15 protein-coding genes are annotated in these 19,028 nt (G+C 59.2%); 14 read left to right on the forward strand and 1 reads right to left on the reverse strand.

The features are described from left to right. Positions 1-2: 2 nt before the first annotated feature. On the reverse strand, positions 3-1,334 hold the full coding sequence (locus HU806_RS05890) for a TRZ/ATZ family hydrolase (RefSeq protein ID WP_186610488.1): 1,332 nt from the start codon (positions 1,332-1,334) through the stop codon (positions 3-5). 106 nt (positions 1,335-1,440) lie between these two features. On the opposite strand from HU806_RS05890, the gene mtnA reads away from it, so the two are divergent. The 14 genes from mtnA to pseB all read left to right on the forward strand — a co-directional run bounded on the left by mtnA (position 1,441) and on the right by pseB (position 19,026). Continuing rightward, positions 1,441-2,517, forward strand: a complete 1,077-nt coding sequence (gene mtnA, locus HU806_RS05895) for an S-methyl-5-thioribose-1-phosphate isomerase (RefSeq protein WP_186610489.1) — start codon at positions 1,441-1,443, stop codon at positions 2,515-2,517. Between the two features lie 375 nt (positions 2,518-2,892). Next, on the forward strand, positions 2,893-5,565 hold the full coding sequence (gyrA, locus tag HU806_RS05900; RefSeq protein WP_186610490.1) for a DNA gyrase subunit A: 2,673 nt from the start codon (positions 2,893-2,895) through the stop codon (positions 5,563-5,565). A 304-nt stretch (positions 5,566-5,869) separates the two neighbouring features. Next, positions 5,870-6,955 carry a 3-phosphoserine/phosphohydroxythreonine transaminase gene (gene serC, locus HU806_RS05905; protein ID WP_186610491.1) on the forward strand — a complete coding sequence of 362 codons (1,086 nt, stop codon included), beginning with the start codon at positions 5,870-5,872 and terminating at the stop codon, positions 6,953-6,955. Next, positions 6,955-8,049 carry a prephenate dehydratase gene (pheA, locus tag HU806_RS05910; protein WP_003199233.1) on the forward strand — a complete coding sequence of 365 codons (1,095 nt, stop codon included), beginning with the start codon at positions 6,955-6,957 and terminating at the stop codon, positions 8,047-8,049. The genes serC and pheA overlap by 1 nt, the downstream gene beginning before the upstream one ends. 13 nt (positions 8,050-8,062) lie before the next feature. Next, the gene (gene hisC / locus HU806_RS05915) at positions 8,063-9,175 is read left to right on the forward strand and encodes a histidinol-phosphate transaminase (RefSeq protein WP_186610492.1); all 1,113 of its coding nucleotides are present in this window, start codon (positions 8,063-8,065) and stop codon (positions 9,173-9,175) included. Between the two features lie 28 nt (positions 9,176-9,203). Continuing rightward, the gene (locus tag HU806_RS05920) at positions 9,204-11,411 is read left to right on the forward strand and encodes a bifunctional prephenate dehydrogenase/3-phosphoshikimate 1-carboxyvinyltransferase (protein ID WP_186610556.1); all 2,208 of its coding nucleotides are present in this window, start codon (positions 9,204-9,206) and stop codon (positions 11,409-11,411) included. Then, the gene (gene cmk / locus HU806_RS05925; protein WP_030141014.1) at positions 11,408-12,097 is read left to right on the forward strand and encodes a (d)CMP kinase; all 690 of its coding nucleotides are present in this window, start codon (positions 11,408-11,410) and stop codon (positions 12,095-12,097) included. Before HU806_RS05920 ends, cmk begins: the two co-directional genes overlap by 4 nt. A 119-nt stretch (positions 12,098-12,216) precedes the next feature. Further along, positions 12,217-13,902, forward strand: a complete 1,686-nt coding sequence (gene rpsA / locus HU806_RS05930) for a 30S ribosomal protein S1 (RefSeq protein WP_016770920.1) — start codon at positions 12,217-12,219, stop codon at positions 13,900-13,902. A gap of 195 nt (positions 13,903-14,097) precedes the next feature. Then, positions 14,098-14,376, forward strand: coding sequence for a hypothetical protein (locus tag HU806_RS05935; protein ID WP_186610493.1), 279 nt, complete (start codon positions 14,098-14,100; stop codon positions 14,374-14,376). 144 nt (positions 14,377-14,520) lie between these two features. Beyond that, positions 14,521-14,817 carry an integration host factor subunit beta gene (gene ihfB / locus HU806_RS05940; protein ID WP_003183877.1) on the forward strand — a complete coding sequence of 99 codons (297 nt, stop codon included), beginning with the start codon at positions 14,521-14,523 and terminating at the stop codon, positions 14,815-14,817. Between the two features lie 25 nt (positions 14,818-14,842). Then, on the forward strand, positions 14,843-15,067 hold the full coding sequence (locus HU806_RS05945; protein WP_186610557.1) for a LapA family protein: 225 nt from the start codon (positions 14,843-14,845) through the stop codon (positions 15,065-15,067). Between the two features lie 191 nt (positions 15,068-15,258). Beyond that, entirely contained in the window at positions 15,259-16,308 is a 1,050-nt protein-coding gene (locus HU806_RS05950) for an LPS O-antigen chain length determinant protein WzzB (protein ID WP_186610494.1), read from the forward strand. 430 nt (positions 16,309-16,738) lie between these two features. Continuing rightward, complete coding sequence (locus HU806_RS05955) at positions 16,739-17,995, forward strand: lipopolysaccharide biosynthesis protein (protein WP_186610495.1); 1,257 nt, start codon at positions 16,739-16,741, stop codon at positions 17,993-17,995. 32 nt (positions 17,996-18,027) lie between these two features. Continuing rightward, entirely contained in the window at positions 18,028-19,026 is a 999-nt protein-coding gene (gene pseB, locus HU806_RS05960; RefSeq protein ID WP_186610496.1) for a UDP-N-acetylglucosamine 4,6-dehydratase (inverting), read from the forward strand. Positions 19,027-19,028 lie beyond the last annotated feature (2 nt).

Raw genomic sequence — 19,028 nt, forward strand, 5'->3', positions numbered from 1 at the left:
TGTCATTCGTTCTGGCCGCTGACGCGGCGTCCCCAGGCCTGGGCCGTGGCGATCAGTTGCGATTCGTCCATGCGCGTCAGGCGGCCATCCTCCAGCAGTTGCCTGCCGGCCACCCACAGGTGTTTTACGCAATGGCGGCCCGTGGCATAGATCAACTGCGAAACCGGGTCATAGATCGGTTGCTGGGCCAGGCCGGACAGGTCGAAGGCCACCAGGTCGGCGGCCTTGCCGACTTCCAGCGAACCTACCGTCGCTTCGATGCCCAGCGCCCGGGCGCCGTTGAGCGTGGCCATGCGCAGCGCCCGGTGGGCGTCCAGGGCCGTGGCCGAACCGGCAACTGCTTTCGCCAACAGCGCGGCGGTGCGGGTTTCACCGAGCAGGTCCAGGTCATTGTTGCTCGCCGCGCCGTCGGTGCCGACCGCCACGTTGACGCCAGCCTGCCACAGGCGTTCCACCGGGCAGAAACCGCTGGCCAGCTTCAGATTCGATTCCGGACAATGGATCACGCTGCAGTTGTTTTCTACCAGCAGCGCCTGGTCCTCGTCGCTGACCTGGGTCATGTGCACCGCCTGGAAGCGCGGTCCCAGCAGGCCCAGTCGCGCCAACCGGGCCATCGGCCGCTCGCCGGTGTTATCCACAGCCTGCTGCACTTCGAAGGCGGTTTCGTGAACGTGCATGTGAATGGCCGCGTCCAGTTCCTCGGCGATCACGCGGATTTTCTCCAGGTTCTCGTCGCCCACGGTATAAGGGGCGTGAGGGCCGAATGCGACTTTGATCCGCGGATGATGCTTGAGGTCGCCAAACAACTCGATGCCCTGACGAATGGCTTCGTCGGCGCTGGCGGCGCCGGGGATCGGGAAGTCGAGGATCGGGATGGCGATCTGCGCGCGGATGCCACTGTTATGGACGCGTTCGCTGGCAACCTTGGGGTAGAAGTACATATCAGAGAAACAGGTGATGCCGCCCTGGATCTGCTCGGCGATCGCCAGGTCGGTGCCGTCGCGGACGAAGTCTTCGTCGACCCATTTGCCTTCGGCGGGCCAGATGTGTTTTTCGAGCCAGGTCATCAGCGGCAGGTCGTCGGCCAGGCCGCGGAACAGCGTCATCGCCGCATGGCCATGGGCGTTGACCAGGCCGGGGCTGAGCAGCATGCCCGGCAGCTCGCGGACCTCGGCGGCGGCGCACTCCAGGGCTTCGGCCCGTGGACCGATGAACACGATGCAACCGTCGCGAATGCCCAAGCCGTGATCCTTGAGCACGATACCGGCGGGTTCGACAGGCACCAACCAGGTCGGCAGCAATAATAAGTCGAGCGCAACGGCAGGCTTGGGCATCGTGGAACGGTTCCATGGGTTATAAAGGATGGCGAAGTATACCCGAGCGTCTTCGCGGAGGGATCGCTATAATCGGCGGCTTTTGTTCATGAGTGCGGGGTGAAGGATGCGCGATCGACTGTTGGCTGTGGAGAAGGTGAAGGCCATCGATTGGCGTGATGGCGCTCTTTATCTGCTGGATCAGCGTGTTTTGCCATTCGAGGAAAACTGGATCGCCTACACCAGTGCGGCCGGCGTGGCCGAGGCCATTCGTTCGATGGTGGTGCGCGGCGCGCCGGCCATCGGCATCAGCGCTGCCTATGGCGTAGTGCTGGCAGCACGGGCGCGAGTGGCCGAGGGTGGCGACTGGCAAGCGGCGCTGGAGATCGACTTTGCCTTGCTGGCCGACTCGCGGCCGACGGCGGTGAACCTGTTCTGGGCGCTGGACCGGATGCGCGATCGCCTGGCGCGTTTGAAAGAACACGCCGAACCGCTGGCCGCCCTTGAAGCCGAAGCCATCGCGATCCACGAAAGCGACCGCGAGGCCAATCTGACGATGGCGCAGTTGGGGGTCGACCTGATCCGCAAGCATCAGGGCAACGCCCAGGCCATCCTGACCCATTGCAATACCGGCGCCCTGGCGACCGGCGGCTTTGGTACCGCTCTCGGGGTGATTCGCGGTGCGTTCCTCGAAGGCATGGTCGAGCGTGTCTACGCCGACGAAACCCGCCCGTGGCTGCAAGGCTCGCGCCTCACGGCGTGGGAACTGGCCAACGAAGGCATTCCGGTGACGCTCAATGCCGACTCCGCCGCCGCCCACATCATGAAAACCAAGGGCGTGACCTGGGTCATCGTCGGTGCCGACCGCATCACCGCCAATGGCGACGTGGCAAACAAGATCGGCACTTACCAGCTGGCGGTCTGCGCCATGCACCACGGCGTGCGCTTCATGGTGGTGGCGCCGAGCTCGACCATCGATATGAACCTCGCCAGCGGTGACGATATCCCGATCGAAGAGCGTGACGGCCGCGAGCTGCTGGAAGTCGGCGGCAAGCGGGTCGGGGCGGATGCCGACGCGTTCAATCCGGTGTTTGACGTGACCCCGGCGGACTTGATCGATGCGATCGTGACGGAGAAGGGCATCGTCGAGCGGCCAGACGCCGCGAAAATGGCACAACTCATGTGTCGCAAGCGCTTGCATTGAGGCATTTGCGCTGCCCGTCGGAGCATCGTCGCGAGCTGGCTCGCGAGGGTGCTCGCAAAGGCAGCAAATGAGCTGCAATCTCGCCACGAAACTGCATTCGCAGCGCTTCTAAGCCTCTCTCGTCCAATATCAGCCTGTCATCGGTCAACTAACTACGCACCATGCGCATCTGGGGGATAGGTGCGTGGCGGCTCTTGTGATAACATCCGGCGGTTTCCAAGGCTGCCTCGCGAGGTAGCCTTTACTGCGCAGATCCATGGCATAACTCGTTGATTTGTCGTAAGTCGCTGCACGGCACTTGTCCTGCAGCGGCGAGCTTCGTTCGTCCCATCTGGACGTGACGAGGTTTCACCAGAAAAAGGAATCAGGCTTCTCATGGGCGAACTGGCCAAAGAAATCCTCCCGGTCAATATCGAAGACGAGCTGAAACAGTCCTACCTCGACTACGCAATGAGCGTAATCGTCGGGCGGGCGCTGCCGGATGCGCGCGATGGCTTGAAGCCCGTGCACCGGCGCGTGCTGTTCGCGATGAGCGAGCTGGGCAACGACTTCAACAAGCCGTACAAGAAATCCGCCCGTGTCGTCGGCGACGTGATCGGTAAGTATCACCCCCACGGCGACACTGCCGTGTACGACACCATCGTCCGGATGGCGCAGCCGTTCTCCCTGCGCTACCTGCTGGTCGACGGCCAGGGCAACTTCGGTTCGGTGGACGGCGACAACGCCGCGGCCATGCGATACACCGAAGTGCGCATGACCAAGCTGGCCCACGAGCTGCTGGCCGACCTGCACAAGGAAACCGTGGACTGGGTGCCGAACTACGACGGCACCGAGATGATCCCGGCGGTCATGCCGACGCGTATCCCGAACCTGCTCGTCAACGGCTCCAGCGGTATCGCCGTGGGCATGGCGACCAACATCCCGCCGCACAACCTCGGTGAAGTCATCGACGGTTGCCTGGCCCTCATCGACAATCCCGAGCTGTCCGTCGATGAGCTGATGCAATACATTCCCGGCCCCGATTTCCCGACTGCCGCGATCATCAACGGTCGCGCCGGCATCATCGAGGCTTATCGCACCGGCCGCGGTCGCATCTACATGCGCGCCCGTTCGACCATCGAGGACATCGACAAGGTCGGTGGCCGCCAGCAGATCGTCATCACCGAACTGCCGTACCAGCTGAACAAGGCCCGCCTGATCGAGAAGATCGCCGAGCTGGTTAAAGAGAAAAAGCTCGAAGGCATCACCGAGCTGCGTGACGAGTCCGACAAGGACGGCATGCGCGTCGTGATCGAGCTGCGTCGTGGCGAAGTGCCGGAGGTGATCCTCAACAACCTCTACGCCCAGACCCAGCTGCAAAGCGTGTTTGGCATCAACATCGTTGCGTTGATCGACGGGCGTCCGCGGATCCTGAACCTCAAGGATCTGCTGGAAGCCTTCGTGCGTCACCGTCGCGAAGTGGTGACCCGTCGTACCGTATTCGAGCTGCGCAAGGCCCGCGAGCGAGGCCACATTCTCGAAGGCCAGGCCGTTGCCCTGTCGAACATTGACCCGGTGATCGCGCTGATCAAGGCCTCGCCAACGCCGTCGGAAGCCAAGGAAGCGCTGATCAGCACGCCTTGGGAATCCTCGGCAGTGGTGGCGATGGTCGAACGTGCCGGTGCCGATTCGTGCCGTCCGGAAAACCTCGATCCGCAATACGGTCTGCGTGAAGGCAAGTACTTCCTGTCGCCGGAACAGGCGCAAGCCATTCTCGAACTGCGCCTGCACCGTTTGACCGGCCTGGAGCACGAGAAGCTGTTGGCTGAGTACCAGGAGATCCTCAACCAGATCGGCGAGCTGATCCGCATCCTCAACAGCGCCACGCGCCTGATGGAAGTGATCCGCGAAGAACTGGAGGTGATCCGCGCCGAATACGGCGACGTGCGCCGCACCGAAATCCTCGATGCGCGCCTGGACCTGACCCTGGGTGACATGATCCCGGAAGAAGAGCGCGTGGTGACCATTTCCCACGGCGGCTACGCCAAGACCCAACCGCTGGCGGCCTACCAGGCCCAGCGTCGCGGCGGCAAAGGCAAGTCGGCCACCGGCGTCAAGGACGAGGACTACATCGCTCACCTGCTGGTCGCCAACAGCCACACCACGCTGCTGCTGTTCTCCAGCAAGGGCAAGGTGTACTGGCTCAAGACCTACGAAATCCCCGAGGCGTCCCGTGCGGCTCGCGGTCGTCCGTTGGTCAACCTGTTGCCGCTGGACAGTGACGAATACATCACCACCATGCTGCCGGTGGAGGAATACACCGAAGGTCACTTCATCTTCATGGCTACCGCCAAGGGCACCGTGAAGAAGACCCCGCTGGAATCCTTCAGCCGCCAGCGCAGTGTCGGCCTGATCGCCCTGGAACTGGACGAAGGCGACGTGCTGATTTCCGCTGCCATCACCGATGGCGAACGCGAAGTCATGCTGTTCTCCGACGGCGGCAAGGTCACGCGCTTCAAGGAATCCGATGTCCGCGCCATGGGCCGTACCGCCCGTGGTGTGCGTGGCATGCGCCTGCCGGAAGGGCAGAAGCTGATTTCCATGCTGATCCCGGAAGAAGGCAGCCAGATCCTCACCGCTTCGGCCCGTGGTTATGGCAAACGCACGGCCATCAGCGAGTTCCCCGAGTACAAGCGTGGCGGCCAAGGCGTGATTGCAATGGTCAGCAACGACCGTAACGGCCGATTGGTCGGCGCGGTCCAGGTGCTCGATGGCGAGGAGATCATGTTGATTTCCGACCAGGGCACCCTGGTGCGTACGCGTGTGGCTGAAGTGTCGAGCCTGGGGCGTAACACCCAGGGCGTGACGCTGATCAAACTCGCCAGCGACGAAACGCTGGTCGGGCTCGAGCGGGTCCAGGAGCCGTCGGAAGTCGAAGGCGAAGCGCTTGAAGGCGAGGAAGGCGAGGAAGGCGTGGCGTTCGACGGCACCCTTGCTGCCGATGTCGACGACACGGTCGGCGACCAGCCGCTCGATGCCGCCGCAGACGAAGAAGAACCGCAGGACTAAGCGGACACACAGGGGGCGGATGAAGATTCGCCCCCTTGTTGTTTGTTCCGTTTGAAAATTTGCGACACTGCACAGTCCCAAGGATGCTGCCCCTCTCTTGAGGCTTGTTTGATTCATTGTGGCGAGGGAGCTTGCTCCCGCTTGAGTGCGAAGCGCTCACAAAAAAAGAGGGGCCGCTGCGCAGCCCAGCGGGAGCAAGCTCCCTCGCCACGGATTCATCCATGCCTTGAATGAGCGGTAACCCCTGTGGGGGCGGTGCGGATCAAAAGATTTAAGTGACCACCAGATCAGAGCGAGATTGGATGTGAGCAAGAGAGCCTATAACTTCTGTGCCGGCCCGGCGGCGCTTCCTGAAGCGGTCCTGAAGCGTGCCCAGGGTGAACTTCTCGACTGGCATGGCAAGGGCCTGTCCGTCATGGAGATGAGCCATCGCAGCGATGAGTTCGTGTCCATCGCCACCAAGGCCGAGCAGGACCTGCGTGATCTGCTGAACATCCCGTCCAACTACAAAGTGCTGTTCCTGCAAGGCGGCGCCAGCCAGCAGTTCGCCCAGATCCCGTTGAACCTTCTGCCGGAAAACGGCAAGGCCGACTACATCGACACCGGCATCTGGTCGCAGAAAGCCATCGAGGAAGCGTCGCGCTACGGTCACGTCAACGTCGCGGCTACCGCCAAGCCCTACGATTATTTCGCCATCCCCGGCCAGAATGAGTGGAGCCTGTCCAAGGACGCGGCCTACGTGCACTACGCACCGAACGAAACCATCGGTGGCCTGGAATTCAACTGGATCCCGGAAACCGGTGACGTGCCGCTGGTGGCTGACATGTCCTCGGACATCCTCTCGCGTCCTGTGGATATCTCCCGTTTCGGCATGATCTACGCCGGCGCCCAGAAAAACATCGGCCCGAGCGGCATCCTGGTCGCGATCATCCGCGAAGACTTGCTCGGTCGCGCCCGTTCCCTGTGCCCGACCATGCTCAACTACAAGGTCGCGGCCGACAACGGCTCGATGTACAACACCCCGCCGACCCTGGCCTGGTACCTCTCGGGCCTGGTGTTCGAGTGGCTGAAAGAGCAGGGCGGTGTCGAAGCCATCGGCAAGCTCAACGAAGTGAAGCAGCGCACGCTGTATGACTTCATCGACGCCAGTGGCCTCTACAGCAATCCGATCAACAAATCCGACCGTTCGTGGATGAACGTGCCGTTCCGCCTGGCCGACGATCGTCTCGACAAGCCGTTCCTGGCGGGCGCCGACGAGCGCGGCCTGCTGAATCTCAAGGGGCACCGCTCCGTCGGCGGCATGCGCGCCTCCATCTATAACGCCGTCGACATCAACGCCGTCAATGCGTTGATCGCCTACATGGCAGAGTTCGAGAAGGAACATGGCTGATGTCTGAGCAAGAACTCAAGGCGCTACGCCTGCGCATCGACGCCCTGGACGAGAAAGTCCTGGAGCTGATCAGCGAGCGCGCACGCTGCGCCCAGGAAGTCGCCCGGGTGAAAATGGCTTCGTTGGCTGAAGGCGAAGTGCCGGTGTTCTATCGCCCCGAGCGCGAGGCCCAGGTGCTCAAGCGCGTCATGGAACGCAACAAGGGACCGCTGGGCAACGAAGAGATGGCGCGGCTGTTCCGCGAAATCATGTCCTCGTGCCTGGCCCTTGAGCAGCCGCTGAAAGTCGCCTACCTGGGCCCGGAAGGCACCTTCACCCAGGCCGCCGCCATGAAGCACTTTGGCCACGCGGTGATCAGCAAGCCGATGGCGGCCATCGACGAAGTCTTCCGTGAAGTCGCCGCCGGCGCGGTGAATTTTGGCGTGGTGCCGGTGGAAAACTCCACCGAAGGCGCGGTCAACCACACGCTGGACAGCTTCCTCGAGCACGACATGGTGATCTGTGGCGAAGTCGAGCTGCGCATCCACCATCACCTGCTGGTGGGCGAGAACACCAAGACCGACAGCATCAGCCGTATTTATTCCCACGCCCAGTCCCTGGCCCAGTGCCGCAAGTGGCTGGACGCCCATTACCCGAACGTCGAGCGCGTGGCGGTTTCGAGCAACGCCGAAGCGGCCAAGCGGGTCAAGGGCGAGTGGAACTCAGCGGCGATTGCCGGCGACATGGCGGCCGGCCTCTACGGGCTGACGCGCCTGGCCGAGAAAATCGAGGACCGTCCGGACAACTCCACGCGGTTCCTGATGATCGGCAGCCAGGAAGTCCCGCCGACCGGCGACGACAAGACTTCGATCATCGTCTCCATGAGCAACAAGCCTGGCGCGCTTCATGAGCTGCTGGTGCCGTTCCACGACAATGGCATCGACCTGACGCGGATCGAGACCCGTCCGTCGCGCAGCGGTAAATGGACCTACGTGTTCTTCATCGATTTCGTCGGCCACCACCGCGATCCGCTGGTAAAAGGTGTGCTGGAGAAAATCAGTCAGGAAGCAGTGGCACTCAAGGTGCTGGGTTCCTACCCCAAGGCAGTTCTTTAAGGGCGGATAGCTAATGAGTGGCAACTTCCTCGCACTGGCTCAGCCAGGCGTGCAACAACTCTCGCCTTACGTTCCAGGCAAGCCTGTGGACGAACTGGCCCGCGAGCTGGACCTCGACCCGGCCAGCATCGTCAAGTTGGCGAGCAACGAAAACCCGCTGGGCGCGAGCCCCAAGGCGCTCGCGGCGATCCGCGACGAACTGGCCGAGCTGACTCGCTACCCCGATGGCAATGGCTTTGCGTTGAAAAGCCTGCTGGCCGAGCGTTGCGGTGTCGAGCTGAACCAGGTGACCCTGGGCAACGGTTCCAACGATATTCTTGAGTTGGTGGCGCGGGCGTACCTGGCGCCGGGCCTCAACGCCGTGTTCAGTGAACACGCATTTGCCGTCTATCCGATCGCCACCCAGGCTGTCGGTGCCGACGCCCATGTGGTTCCGGCCAAGGATTGGGGGCACGATCTGCCTGCCATGTTGGCGGCCATCGACGCCAACACCCGCGTGGTCTTCATCGCCAACCCGAACAACCCGACCGGCACCTGGTTCGACGCCCAGGCCCTGGACGATTTCCTGCAAGACGTGCCCGAGCACGTGCTGGTGGTGCTGGACGAAGCCTACATCGAATACGCCGAAGGCAGCGACTTGCCCGATGGTCTGGATTTCCTCGCGGCCTACCCGAACCTGCTGGTCTCGCGCACCTTTTCCAAGGCTTACGGCCTGGCCTCGCTGCGGGTCGGCTACGGCTTGTCCACGGCGGTGGTGGCCGACGTGCTGAACCGCGTGCGCCAACCGTTCAATGTCAACAGCTTCGCCCTGGTCGCCGCTTGTGCGGCAATGCAGGACGAGGCCTACCTGGCTGAAAGTCGCCGCTTGAACGAGGCCGGCATGCAACAACTGGAAGCCGGTTTTCGCGAATTGGGCCTGAGCTGGATCCCCTCCAAGGGCAACTTCATCTGCGTTGATCTGGGCTGTGTCGCGGCGCCGATCTTCCAGGGCTTGCTGCGCGAGGGCGTGATTGTGCGTCCGGTGGCCAATTACGGCATGCCGAACCACCTGCGTATCACCGTTGGCCTGCCAGCGGAAAACAGCCGTTTCCTCGAGGCGCTGAGCAAGGTCCTGGCTCGTGGTTGATGTCACCTCGCTGCAACCTGCGGGACCTATGATCGGTCGCCTGGTGGTGGTCGGCCTGGGATTGATCGGTGGTTCGTTCGCCAAGGGCCTGCGTGAAAGCGGGCTGTGCCGTGAAGTTGTCGGCGTCGACCTTGATCCTCACTCGCGCAAGCTGGCGGTAGAGTTGGGCGTGGTCGACCGTTGTGAAGACGATTTGCTGAGTGCGTGCCAAGGGGCGGACGTGATCCAGCTGGCGGTGCCGATCCTCGCCATGGAGAAATTGCTCGCCCGCTTGGCCGGCATGGACCTGGGGCAGGCGATTCTCACTGATGTCGGCAGCGCCAAGGGCAATGTCGTGCGCGCGGCCACCGAGGCATTTGGCGGCATGCCGGGGCGCTTCGTGCCCGGTCATCCGATTGCCGGTTCCGAGCAGAGCGGGGTGGAAGCGTCCAATGCCGAGCTGTTTCGTCGTCACAAAGTCATACTGACGCCGCTGGAACAGACCGATCCGGCGGCGCTGGCGGTGGTGGATCGCCTGTGGCGCGAATTGGGTGCCGATGTCGAGCACATGCAGGTCGAGCGACACGACGAAGTCTTGGCCGCCACCAGCCATTTGCCGCACCTGTTGGCGTTCGGCCTGGTGGATTCATTGGCCAAACGCAATGAAAATCTTGAGATCTTCCGTTACGCTGCCGGCGGTTTCCGCGATTTCACGAGAATCGCGGGGAGTGACCCGGTCATGTGGCACGACATCTTCCTCGCCAACCGCGAAGCTGTCCTGCGCACACTCGATACATTTCGCAGCGATCTCGACGCCTTGCGCGACGCGGTCGATGCAGGGGACGGGCACCAATTGCTGGGCGTTTTCACACGCGCCAGGGTGGCCCGCGAGCATTTCAGTAAAATCCTGGCCCGTCGGGCCTATGTGGACGCTATGAACTCCAACGATCTGATTTTCCTGGCACAACCTGGTGGCTCCTTGAGTGGGCGGATTCGTGTACCGGGCGATAAATCGATTTCCCACCGCTCGATCATGCTCGGCTCCCTGGCTGAAGGCGTGACCGAGGTGGAAGGTTTCCTCGAGGGCGAAGATGCCCTGGCGACGCTGCAAGCGTTCCGCGACATGGGCGTGGTCATCGAAGGCCCGCACCACGGTCGCGTCACCATCCATGGTGTCGGCCTGCACGGCCTCAAGCCCGCGCCGGGCCCGATCTACCTGGGCAACTCCGGCACCTCGATGCGCCTGTTGTCCGGCCTGCTGGCCGCCCAGGATTTCGACAGCACCCTGACTGGTGATGCCTCGCTGTCCAAGCGTCCGATGAACCGCGTTGCCAACCCGTTGCGGGAAATGGGCGCGGTGATCGAGACGGCCGCCGAAGGTCGCCCACCAATGACCATTCGCGGTGGCAACAAGCTCAAGGGCTTGACCTACACCATGCCGATGGCCAGCGCCCAGGTTAAATCCTGCCTGCTGCTGGCAGGTCTCTATGCCGAAGGCAAGACCACCGTCACCGAGCCGGCCCCGACGCGCGACCACACCGAGCGCATGCTGCGTGGCTTCGGCTACCCGGTCACGGTCGAAGGCGCCACGGCGTCCGTCGAGTCAGGTAATAAGCTGACCGCGACCCACATCGAAGTGCCGGGCGATATCTCATCCTCGGCGTTCTTCCTAGTGGCGGCGTCGATTGCCGAAGGCTCCGACCTGGTGCTTGAACACGTTGGCATCAACCCGACCCGTACCGGCGTGATCGACATCCTGCGCCTGATGGGCGCCGACATCACCCTGGAAAACCAGCGGGAAGTCGGCGGTGAGCCGGTGGCTGACTTGCGCGTAAGAGCGGCTAAACTCAAGGGTATCGAGATTCCCGAGGCGCTGGTTCCGCTGGCAATCGACGAATTCCCGGTGCTGTTCGTGGCGGCTGCGTGCGCGCAAGGCCGCACCGTACTGACTGGCGCCGAAGAGCTGCGGGTCAAGGAATCGGATCGCATCCAGGTGATGGCGGACGGCCTGCTGGCGCTTGGGGTCAAATGTGAACCGACGCCGGACGGCATCATCATCGACGGCGGCCAGATTGGCGGCGGCGAAGTGCATGGGCACGGCGACCATCGCATCGCCATGGCATTCAGTGTTGCGTCCCTGCGCGCCACCGCGCCGATCCGCATCCATGATTGCGCCAACGTCGCCACGTCGTTCCCGAACTTCCTGGCGCTTTGCGCGCAGGTTGGTATTCGAGTAGCACAAGAGGCACAGTCGTGAACATCAAGGCACCGGTCATCACCATCGATGGCCCAAGCGGCTCGGGCAAAGGCACCATCGCCGGCATGCTGGCCAAGCAATTGGGCTGGAATCTGCTCGATTCCGGTGCCCTGTACCGTTTGCTGGCCTTCGCCGCCGCCAACCATGGCGTCGATCTGACCAACGAGGAATTGCTCAAGGCACTGGCCGCGCACTTGGACGTCCAGTTCATTGCGGCCACTGATGGCCAGCTGCAGCGGATCATCCTGGAGGGTGACGAAGTCAGCGACGTCATCCGCACCGAAAGCGTCGGCGCCGGGGCTTCCCAGGTTGCCGCGCTGCCGGCGGTACGCGAAGCGTTGCTGCAGCGCCAGCGGGCATTCCAGGAGCCGCCGGGGCTGGTGGCTGACGGCCGGGACATGGGCACGGTGGTGTTCACCGATGCGCCGCTGAAGATTTTCCTCACGGCCAGTGCCGAGGAGCGGGCTCGCCGCCGTTATTTGCAGTTGAAGGGCAAAGGCGAGGATGTTAGTCTGTCGAGTCTGCTAGATGAGATCCGTGCACGCGACGAGCGTGATACCCAGCGCGCAGTAGCCCCGCTAAAGCCGGCGGCCGATGCGATACAGCTGGATTCCACGGAGTTGTCCATCGATCAGGTGCTGCAACGCATCATGAGCGAGATCGCACTTCGCGATATCGCCGGGTGACAGGAAGCTCCGCAGGGGACCAGTCATAGTCCTGCGGCGCTTCTTTTATATGAAACTAACCCACATCGTCTGGGGTGTGGAGATGGGCGTTTACTTCGCCCTAATCAACAGGAATTAAAATGAGCGAAAGCTTTGCGGAACTCTTTGAAGAAAGCTTGAAAACCCTGAACCTTCAGGCAGGCTCCATCATCACCGGCGTCATCGTTGATATCGATTACCAAGCTCGCTGGGTAACCGTCCACGCTGGTCTGAAGTCTGAAGCGCTGATCCCGCTTGAGCAGTTCTACAACGACGCTGGCGAACTGAACATCAACGTCGGTGACGAAGTTCACGTGGCGCTGGACTCGGTTGAAGACGGCTTTGGTGAAACCAAGCTGTCCCGTGAAAAAGCCAAGCGTGCTGAGTGCTGGATCGTTCTGGAAGCGGCCTTCGCAGCTGAGGAAGTGGTCAAGGGCGTTATCAACGGTAAGGTTAAAGGCGGCTTCACTGTCGACGTTAACGGCATCCGTGCGTTCCTGCCAGGTTCCCTGGTTGACGTCCGTCCAGTGCGCGACACCACGCACCTGGAAGGCAAAGAGCTGGAATTCAAGGTCATCAAGCTGGACCAGAAGCGCAACAACGTTGTCGTTTCCCGTCGCAGTGTCCTGGAAGCCGAGAACTCCGCCGAGCGTGAAGCTCTGCTGGAATCGCTGCAGGAAGGCCAGCAGGTCAAGGGTATCGTCAAGAACCTCACCGATTACGGCGCATTCGTCGATCTGGGTGGCGTCGATGGCCTGCTGCACATCACCGACATGGCCTGGAAGCGCATCAAGCATCCTTCGGAAATCGTCAACGTTGGCGACGAGATCGATGTCAAGGTTCTGAAGTACGATCGCGAACGCAATCGTGTTTCCCTGGGCCTCAAGCAACTGGGTGAAGATCCATGGGTCGCTATCAAAGCCCGTTACCCAGAAGGCACTCGCGTCACCGCTCGTGTTACCAACCTGACCGACTACGGCTGCTTCGCTGAGCTGGAAGAAGGCGTTGAAGGCCTGGTACACGTTTCCGAAATGGACTGGACCAACAAGAACATCCACCCTTCGAAAGTCGTACAAGTCGGCGACGAAGTGGAAGTCATGGTTCTGGACATCGACGAAGAGCGTCGTCGTATCTCCCTCGGCATCAAGCAGTGCAAGTCCAACCCATGGGAAGACTTCTCTGGCCAGTTCAACAAGGGCGATAAAATCTCCGGCACCATCAAGTCGATCACCGATTTCGGTATCTTCATTGGTCTGGACGGCGGCATCGACGGCCTGGTTCACCTGTCCGACATCTCCTGGAACGAAGTGGGCGAAGAAGCCGTACGCCGTTTCAAGAAGGGCGACGAACTGGACACCGTTATCCTGTCGGTTGACCCAGAGCGCGAGCGCATCTCCCTGGGCATCAAGCAACTGGAAAGCGATCCGTTCTCCGAGTACGTCTCGGTTAACGACAAGGGCGCTATCGTGACCGGTACCGTGAAAGAAGTTGACGCCAAAGGCGCCATCATCGTTCTGGCCGACGACATCGAAGCTACCCTGAAAGCCTCCGAAATCAGCCGTGACCGTGTTGAAGACGCGCGCAACGTTCTGAAAGAAGGCCAGGAAGTTGAAGCCAAGATCATCAGCGTTGATCGCAAGAGCCGCGTAATCCAGCTCTCGATCAAGTCGAAAGACGATGCTGAAGAGAAAGAAGCCATCCAGAGCCTGAAAGCAGCTCCGGAAGGCGAAGCAGCTGACACCACTATGGCGGCACTGCTGCGTCAAGCAATGGCCAAACAGAACTGAGTTCTGCTTGATCATTAAAAAGGGCGACTTCGGTCGCCCTTTTTTGTGGCTGTGATTTCTCAAGCCTTATGAGGTGAGTTACTGGCGCTGAGCTTTCCAGGCGATGCGAAACCAACCGATCAGCCGGGTTGTCTCTTTTATGAAGCAGATCAAAAACATTCGAGGCAGCGTCTGTCTCTCATTAACAGGATCTGAATGAACAAGCTCTTACTAGCAGCGATTGTCCTGATGCTGGCAGGCTGTGCAACCAGCGCCAAGACCCACGCGGTGCGTGGCGTCAGCGGCATCGAGACCGATTGCTCAGGGTTGGGCTCCGGTTGGGAGAAGTGCCACAAGCGTGCGGCTAAGGAGTGCAAGGGCGCAGGCTACAGGGTGATAACCCGATCCGATGACGCAAAGGACGAGGACCAATATCCCTTCGGCTTCAATCCGGCGGGTTATCTGACTCGCACGATGCTGGTCATGTGCCGCTAGTCGACTGAATCTCTGCTGCCTGCACAGAAAAGGGGCATCAGGGCGCGCGGTAGATATGTCAATAGTTGGGCTGTTCAAATTCCTCCGGGCATGCTAAAACCTTTGAAGCGATTTTCCTAGCTGCTTGAAAAAGAAGGGAAAAACATGACGAAGTCGGAGTTGATCGAACGAATTGTCACCCATCAAGGACTGCTCTCGTCCAAGGATGTGGAGCTGGCCATCAAGACCATGCTTGAACAAATGTCCCAATGCCTGGCAACCGGAGATCGTATCGAAATCCGTGGGTTCGGCAGCTTCTCCCTGCATTACCGCGCCCCGCGCGTTGGCCGAAACCCAAAAACCGGCCAATCCGTCAGCCTCGATGGCAAATTTGTTCCGCATTTCAAACCGGGCAAAGAGCTTCGCGATCGCGTGAATGAGGAGGAGGGCGATGAGTTCTGACGCAATCCCCAGGAAAGAGGTGTCCATGCGGAACTTTAGGCGCGTTGCGCTTGTCGTACTTGCGGTGCTCGTGGCTTCAGCTATCGTACTGTTCGTACTTGAAAACAATCAGCCGGTCGCGCTGTTGTTCCTGGGATGGTCGGCACCGCAACTTCCTGTTTCGGTTTTTCTGTTGCTGGCGCTCCTCTCTGGAATGATCATTGGCCCCCTGTTGGCGTGGTTCGCCGGGAGAGGTCGGCGACTGAAGTAAAGGACGTGTGAGCCCAGTAGTCTCGGAGTAAGGATCACTGCCGCAATTTTTTGACTATGGGTGTGTGTTTTTGTATCTAATAAATCCTATACAAACGACCGTCGTGTCCGCCGGGGACTTGCCCGTCTTACCTTTTAATGCTTCCAGCCTGTCTGCAAGCGCAAAGTTAAAAAAAGGAAGCGAGGCTATCCATGCAAGATAATCGTACTGCAGTGCGCGACGACGATGAAGTCGACCTCATTGCCCTTGCGCGCGGTCTTTGGGCGCAAAAGTGGTTGATCATCGCCATTACCCTTTTGGTCACTGCTGGCGCTGCCGCCTACGCGTTCCTCAGCAAACCTGTCTATGAAGCAAAGCTTTTTATCATGCCCCCTACTCAGAACGGTATCGCTGAGTTGAACTACGGCCGTGGCAAAAGCACCGAACTCGAAACTTATTCCATCAAACATGTTTACGAAGTGTTTGCTCGTAACCTACAAGGCGAATCCCTTCGCCAAACCTTCTTCAATGAAATCTACCTCCCCTCGCTCGATGAGTCCCAGCGAAAGGGCGCTCTCGATCGTCTGTACGACCGGTTCTCTCGACAACTTGTAATCAAGGGGCCCGGCAAGGATACCCCTGATCGTTTCTCGGTCACGGTTCAAAGCGGCGACCCGGTAAAAGCTACCGAATGGGCCAAGGCCTACGTAGCGCGGGCTAGTCAGGCGGCCGAGTCGGAGCTGATCAAGAACGTCACGACCGAGGCTTCCGTGAGAGCTCGTAATCTGGAGCAGCGTATCGTCAGCTTGCGTGAGACTGCGCAGCGAATACGCGAGGACCGGATTCAACAGCTGCGTGAAGCACTGAAAATCGCTGAGGCGATTGGTTTGACTACGCCAACTATCAACTCTTCCGCTGCGGTGGATATTACGGTTGATACCGGCAGCAAGATGGATTACCAGCGCGGCAGTAAGGCATTGGCTGCTGAAATTCAGACGTTGGAATCCAGGTCTTCGGATGATGCGTTTATATCTGATTTGCGGACGTTGCAAATGCGGTATAACTTTTATCGTAAGTTGAATATTGATGCTGATTTGATATCGGTTTATCGGCAGGATGGTAGTGTTGAGGTTCCGGAGAGTCCGATTAAGCCGAGGAAGGGTTTGATTTTGGTGTTGGGGTTCGTTGCGGGCTTGATAATAGGCGGTTTTTTTGCTCTGGTCAGATACGTTGTAATTCGTGATAAAGCTATACAGCGTTAATGCCGCTGCGATGTGTTTTATTTCTGGCTCTCAGTTTTATTCATATTATTAACCTGTCTGGTTATCTACCTCGACAGGTTTTTTAATGCTTGGAATTTGATTTTAGTTTCACTGACCGCAGCATATCGATATCGAAGGGGGGAGGGCATGAGAAGCCCTCGTAACTGAATGCATAGCGTGTTTGGTGCGTGTAGTGTCGCGATAGTGGCATTGTTGGGCTAAAATTGCGTTGTGATGCTGGTTTGTTTCAAAAGATGTGTAAGTATCGATGTTGCGCTTCAAGCTGCCATGGCCGACAATTATGCGCTGACCGTGAATAGTCTGATGAGCGTATGGGTTTTGACCGTGGCAGTCCAAGCAGCTCGCGTTCTGAAAGTCAAGCTGGGCCAGGTTTGCGGCGATTGTCGCGTATATTAACTGATAGAAACTAATGCCCAATAACCACTTCTTACAACTGTCCAACGTAGCAATTCGCGGCTTGACGTTAGCCAGCAAATTTTTACTTATTTTTTTTCTCGCCCGATTTCTTGAGCCGGCTGAGCTGGGTATCTATGGCTTGCTGGCAGCAACGGTGGGGTATTCCCTCTATCTGTTGGGTTTCGATTTTTACACCTACAGCACCCGTGAGCTGCTCAAGCGAGATCGCGAGGAATGGGGTGGGGTGCTCAAGGCCCAAGCCGCATTGACCGTGGTCCTCTATGCCATTTTTTTGCCGCTGTTGAGTTTGATTTTTGTTAAAGACCTTTTGCCGATGAGCGTTATCGGTTGGTTTTTTGCGCTGTTGGTACTCGAGCATCTTACTCAGGAGCTAGGTCGTTTATTGGTTGCGGTGTCGGACCAGCTCTATGCCAGTCTCATGCTGTTCTTTCGTTCCGGGATCTGGGCAGTCCTCGTTACTGGATTGATGTTTGTCATGCCTGATGCCCGAGACCTAGACGTCGTATTTGGGGCTTGGACAGCGGGAGGGGTCGTCGCACTGTTTTTAGGCGTCTTCAGGATCAAGCGTATGGGGCTCTCCGGGTGGCGACAGGAGGTAGATTGGGCTTGGATCGTCAGAGGGCTGAAGATCGCCTTTGCGCTCTTGGTTGCGACGCTAGCGATTCGGGGACTCTTCACGCTGGATCGATACTGGTTTCAGGAGCTAGCAGGTGTTGAGGTGTTGGGCGCTTATGTCCTGTTTACGGGCATCAGCATGGCGCTGGTTTCATTTCTTGATGCCGGCGTATTTGCATTTATTTATCCTGGCTTGATCAGGGCTTATCAACAGACTGATGGCGACGCGTTTCGCCGGGGCTTTCGCAAGCTACTCTTTCAGACTGCGGCTCTTTCAGGGGTTTTTGCGGTGGTCGGATTGCTAGCGATCAGTCACTTGTTGGACTGGCTTGGGAAGCCCCTCTACACCGAACAGCAAGGCTTATTCGTCTGGATCCTGCTGGCTACGGTATTATACGCGCTAGGCATGGTCCCGCATTACGGCCTGTATGCCCAAGGGCGTGACAGGCCCATCATCCATAGCCACATTGCCAGTTTGCTAATATTCGTTTTGGCTACCTGGATTTTCGCGCAATATCGGCCTCAACTGGCTGTGCCGCTGGGATTGTGCACCAGTTTCTTTTTCATCCTGTGTTGGAAGGCTTGGAGTTTCCATCGCCTGACTCCGGCGCCTTATCGTTTATTTCAATCCTGACCTCGGGCAGGAAGCAACCAAGGGACGCGTCAATGTTCACCAATAAAACCATTCTCATCACCGGTGGTACCGGCTCGTTTGGCAACACATTCGTGCCGATGACCTTGGCCAAGTACAACCCGAAGAAGATCATCATCTTCTCCCGGGATGAAATGAAGCAATGGGACATGGCGAAGAAGTTCGAAGGCGATTCACGCGTTCGCTTCTTCATCGGCGACGTTCGCGACAAAGAGCGCCTCTATCGCGCCCTGGATGGCGTTGACTACGTGGTCCATGCGGCCGCTACCAAGATCGTACCGACCGCGGAATACAACCCTTTCGAGTGCATCAAAACCAACATCAACGGGGCGATGAACCTGATCGATGCCTGTATCGATAAGGGCATCAAGCGCGTTGTAGCGTTGTCCACCGACAAGGCCAGCAGCCCGATCAACCTGTACGGTGCCACCAAATTGGCATCCGACAAATTATTCGTTGCCGGTAACTCCTACGCAGGCGGCCACGAAACTCGCATGGCCGTCGTGCGCTATGGCAACGTCATGGGTTCGCGCGGCTCGGTCATCCCGTTCTTCATGTCCATTAAGGACAAGGGCGAGCTACCGATCACCGATGAGCGCATGACCCGCTTCATGATTTCGTTGGAAGAAGGCGTCGAGTTGGTTTGGCACGCTTTCGAAGACATGGAAGGCGGCGAAATCTACGTGAAAAAAATCCCTTCGATGAAGGTAACTGATCTTGCCCGCGTGGTTGCGCCAGACGCCAAGCAAAAGATCGTCGGTATCCGTCCAGGCGAAAAGCTGCACGAACAGATGATCAGCGCTGAGGATTCCTATTACACCTACGAATACCCCGAGCATTTCAAGATCTTGCCGGTTATCAACGAATGGGCGACCTGTCCAAAGCGCATCAAGGACGGCAAGAAAGTTGCGGAAGGTTTCGTATACGCCAGCGATAACAACACCGAATGGATGAGCGACGAGGATCTGCGTAACTGGATCACTGTCAACGAAGCGAAGATCGGGAGTATCTGATT

This window comes from Pseudomonas sp. SWRI154 (assembly GCF_014268645.1).
In the GTDB taxonomy this organism is placed as follows: Bacteria; Pseudomonadota; Gammaproteobacteria; order Pseudomonadales; family Pseudomonadaceae; genus Aquipseudomonas; species Aquipseudomonas marvdashtae.

What these genes read in the sequence shown, in the direction of transcription:
- HU806_RS05890 (WP_186610488.1), bottom strand. Translation starts at nt 1,334, where the DNA reads ATGCCCAAGCCTGCCGTTGCGCTCGACTTATTATTGCTGCCGACCTGG.
- mtnA (WP_186610489.1), top strand. Translation starts at nt 1,441, where the DNA reads ATGCGCGATCGACTGTTGGCTGTGGAGAAGGTGAAGGCCATCGATTGG.
- gyrA (WP_186610490.1), top strand. Translation starts at nt 2,893, where the DNA reads ATGGGCGAACTGGCCAAAGAAATCCTCCCGGTCAATATCGAAGACGAG.
- pheA (WP_003199233.1), top strand. Translation starts at nt 6,955, where the DNA reads ATGTCTGAGCAAGAACTCAAGGCGCTACGCCTGCGCATCGACGCCCTG.
- hisC (WP_186610492.1), top strand. Translation starts at nt 8,063, where the DNA reads ATGAGTGGCAACTTCCTCGCACTGGCTCAGCCAGGCGTGCAACAACTC.
- HU806_RS05920 (WP_186610556.1), top strand. Translation starts at nt 9,204, where the DNA reads ATGATCGGTCGCCTGGTGGTGGTCGGCCTGGGATTGATCGGTGGTTCG.
- rpsA (WP_016770920.1), top strand. Translation starts at nt 12,217, where the DNA reads ATGAGCGAAAGCTTTGCGGAACTCTTTGAAGAAAGCTTGAAAACCCTG.
- HU806_RS05935 (WP_186610493.1), top strand. Translation starts at nt 14,098, where the DNA reads ATGAACAAGCTCTTACTAGCAGCGATTGTCCTGATGCTGGCAGGCTGT.
- ihfB (WP_003183877.1), top strand. Translation starts at nt 14,521, where the DNA reads ATGACGAAGTCGGAGTTGATCGAACGAATTGTCACCCATCAAGGACTG.
- HU806_RS05945 (WP_186610557.1), top strand. Translation starts at nt 14,843, where the DNA reads ATGCGGAACTTTAGGCGCGTTGCGCTTGTCGTACTTGCGGTGCTCGTG.
- HU806_RS05950 (WP_186610494.1), top strand. Translation starts at nt 15,259, where the DNA reads ATGCAAGATAATCGTACTGCAGTGCGCGACGACGATGAAGTCGACCTC.
- HU806_RS05955 (WP_186610495.1), top strand. Translation starts at nt 16,739, where the DNA reads ATGCCCAATAACCACTTCTTACAACTGTCCAACGTAGCAATTCGCGGC.
- pseB (WP_186610496.1), top strand. Translation starts at nt 18,028, where the DNA reads ATGTTCACCAATAAAACCATTCTCATCACCGGTGGTACCGGCTCGTTT.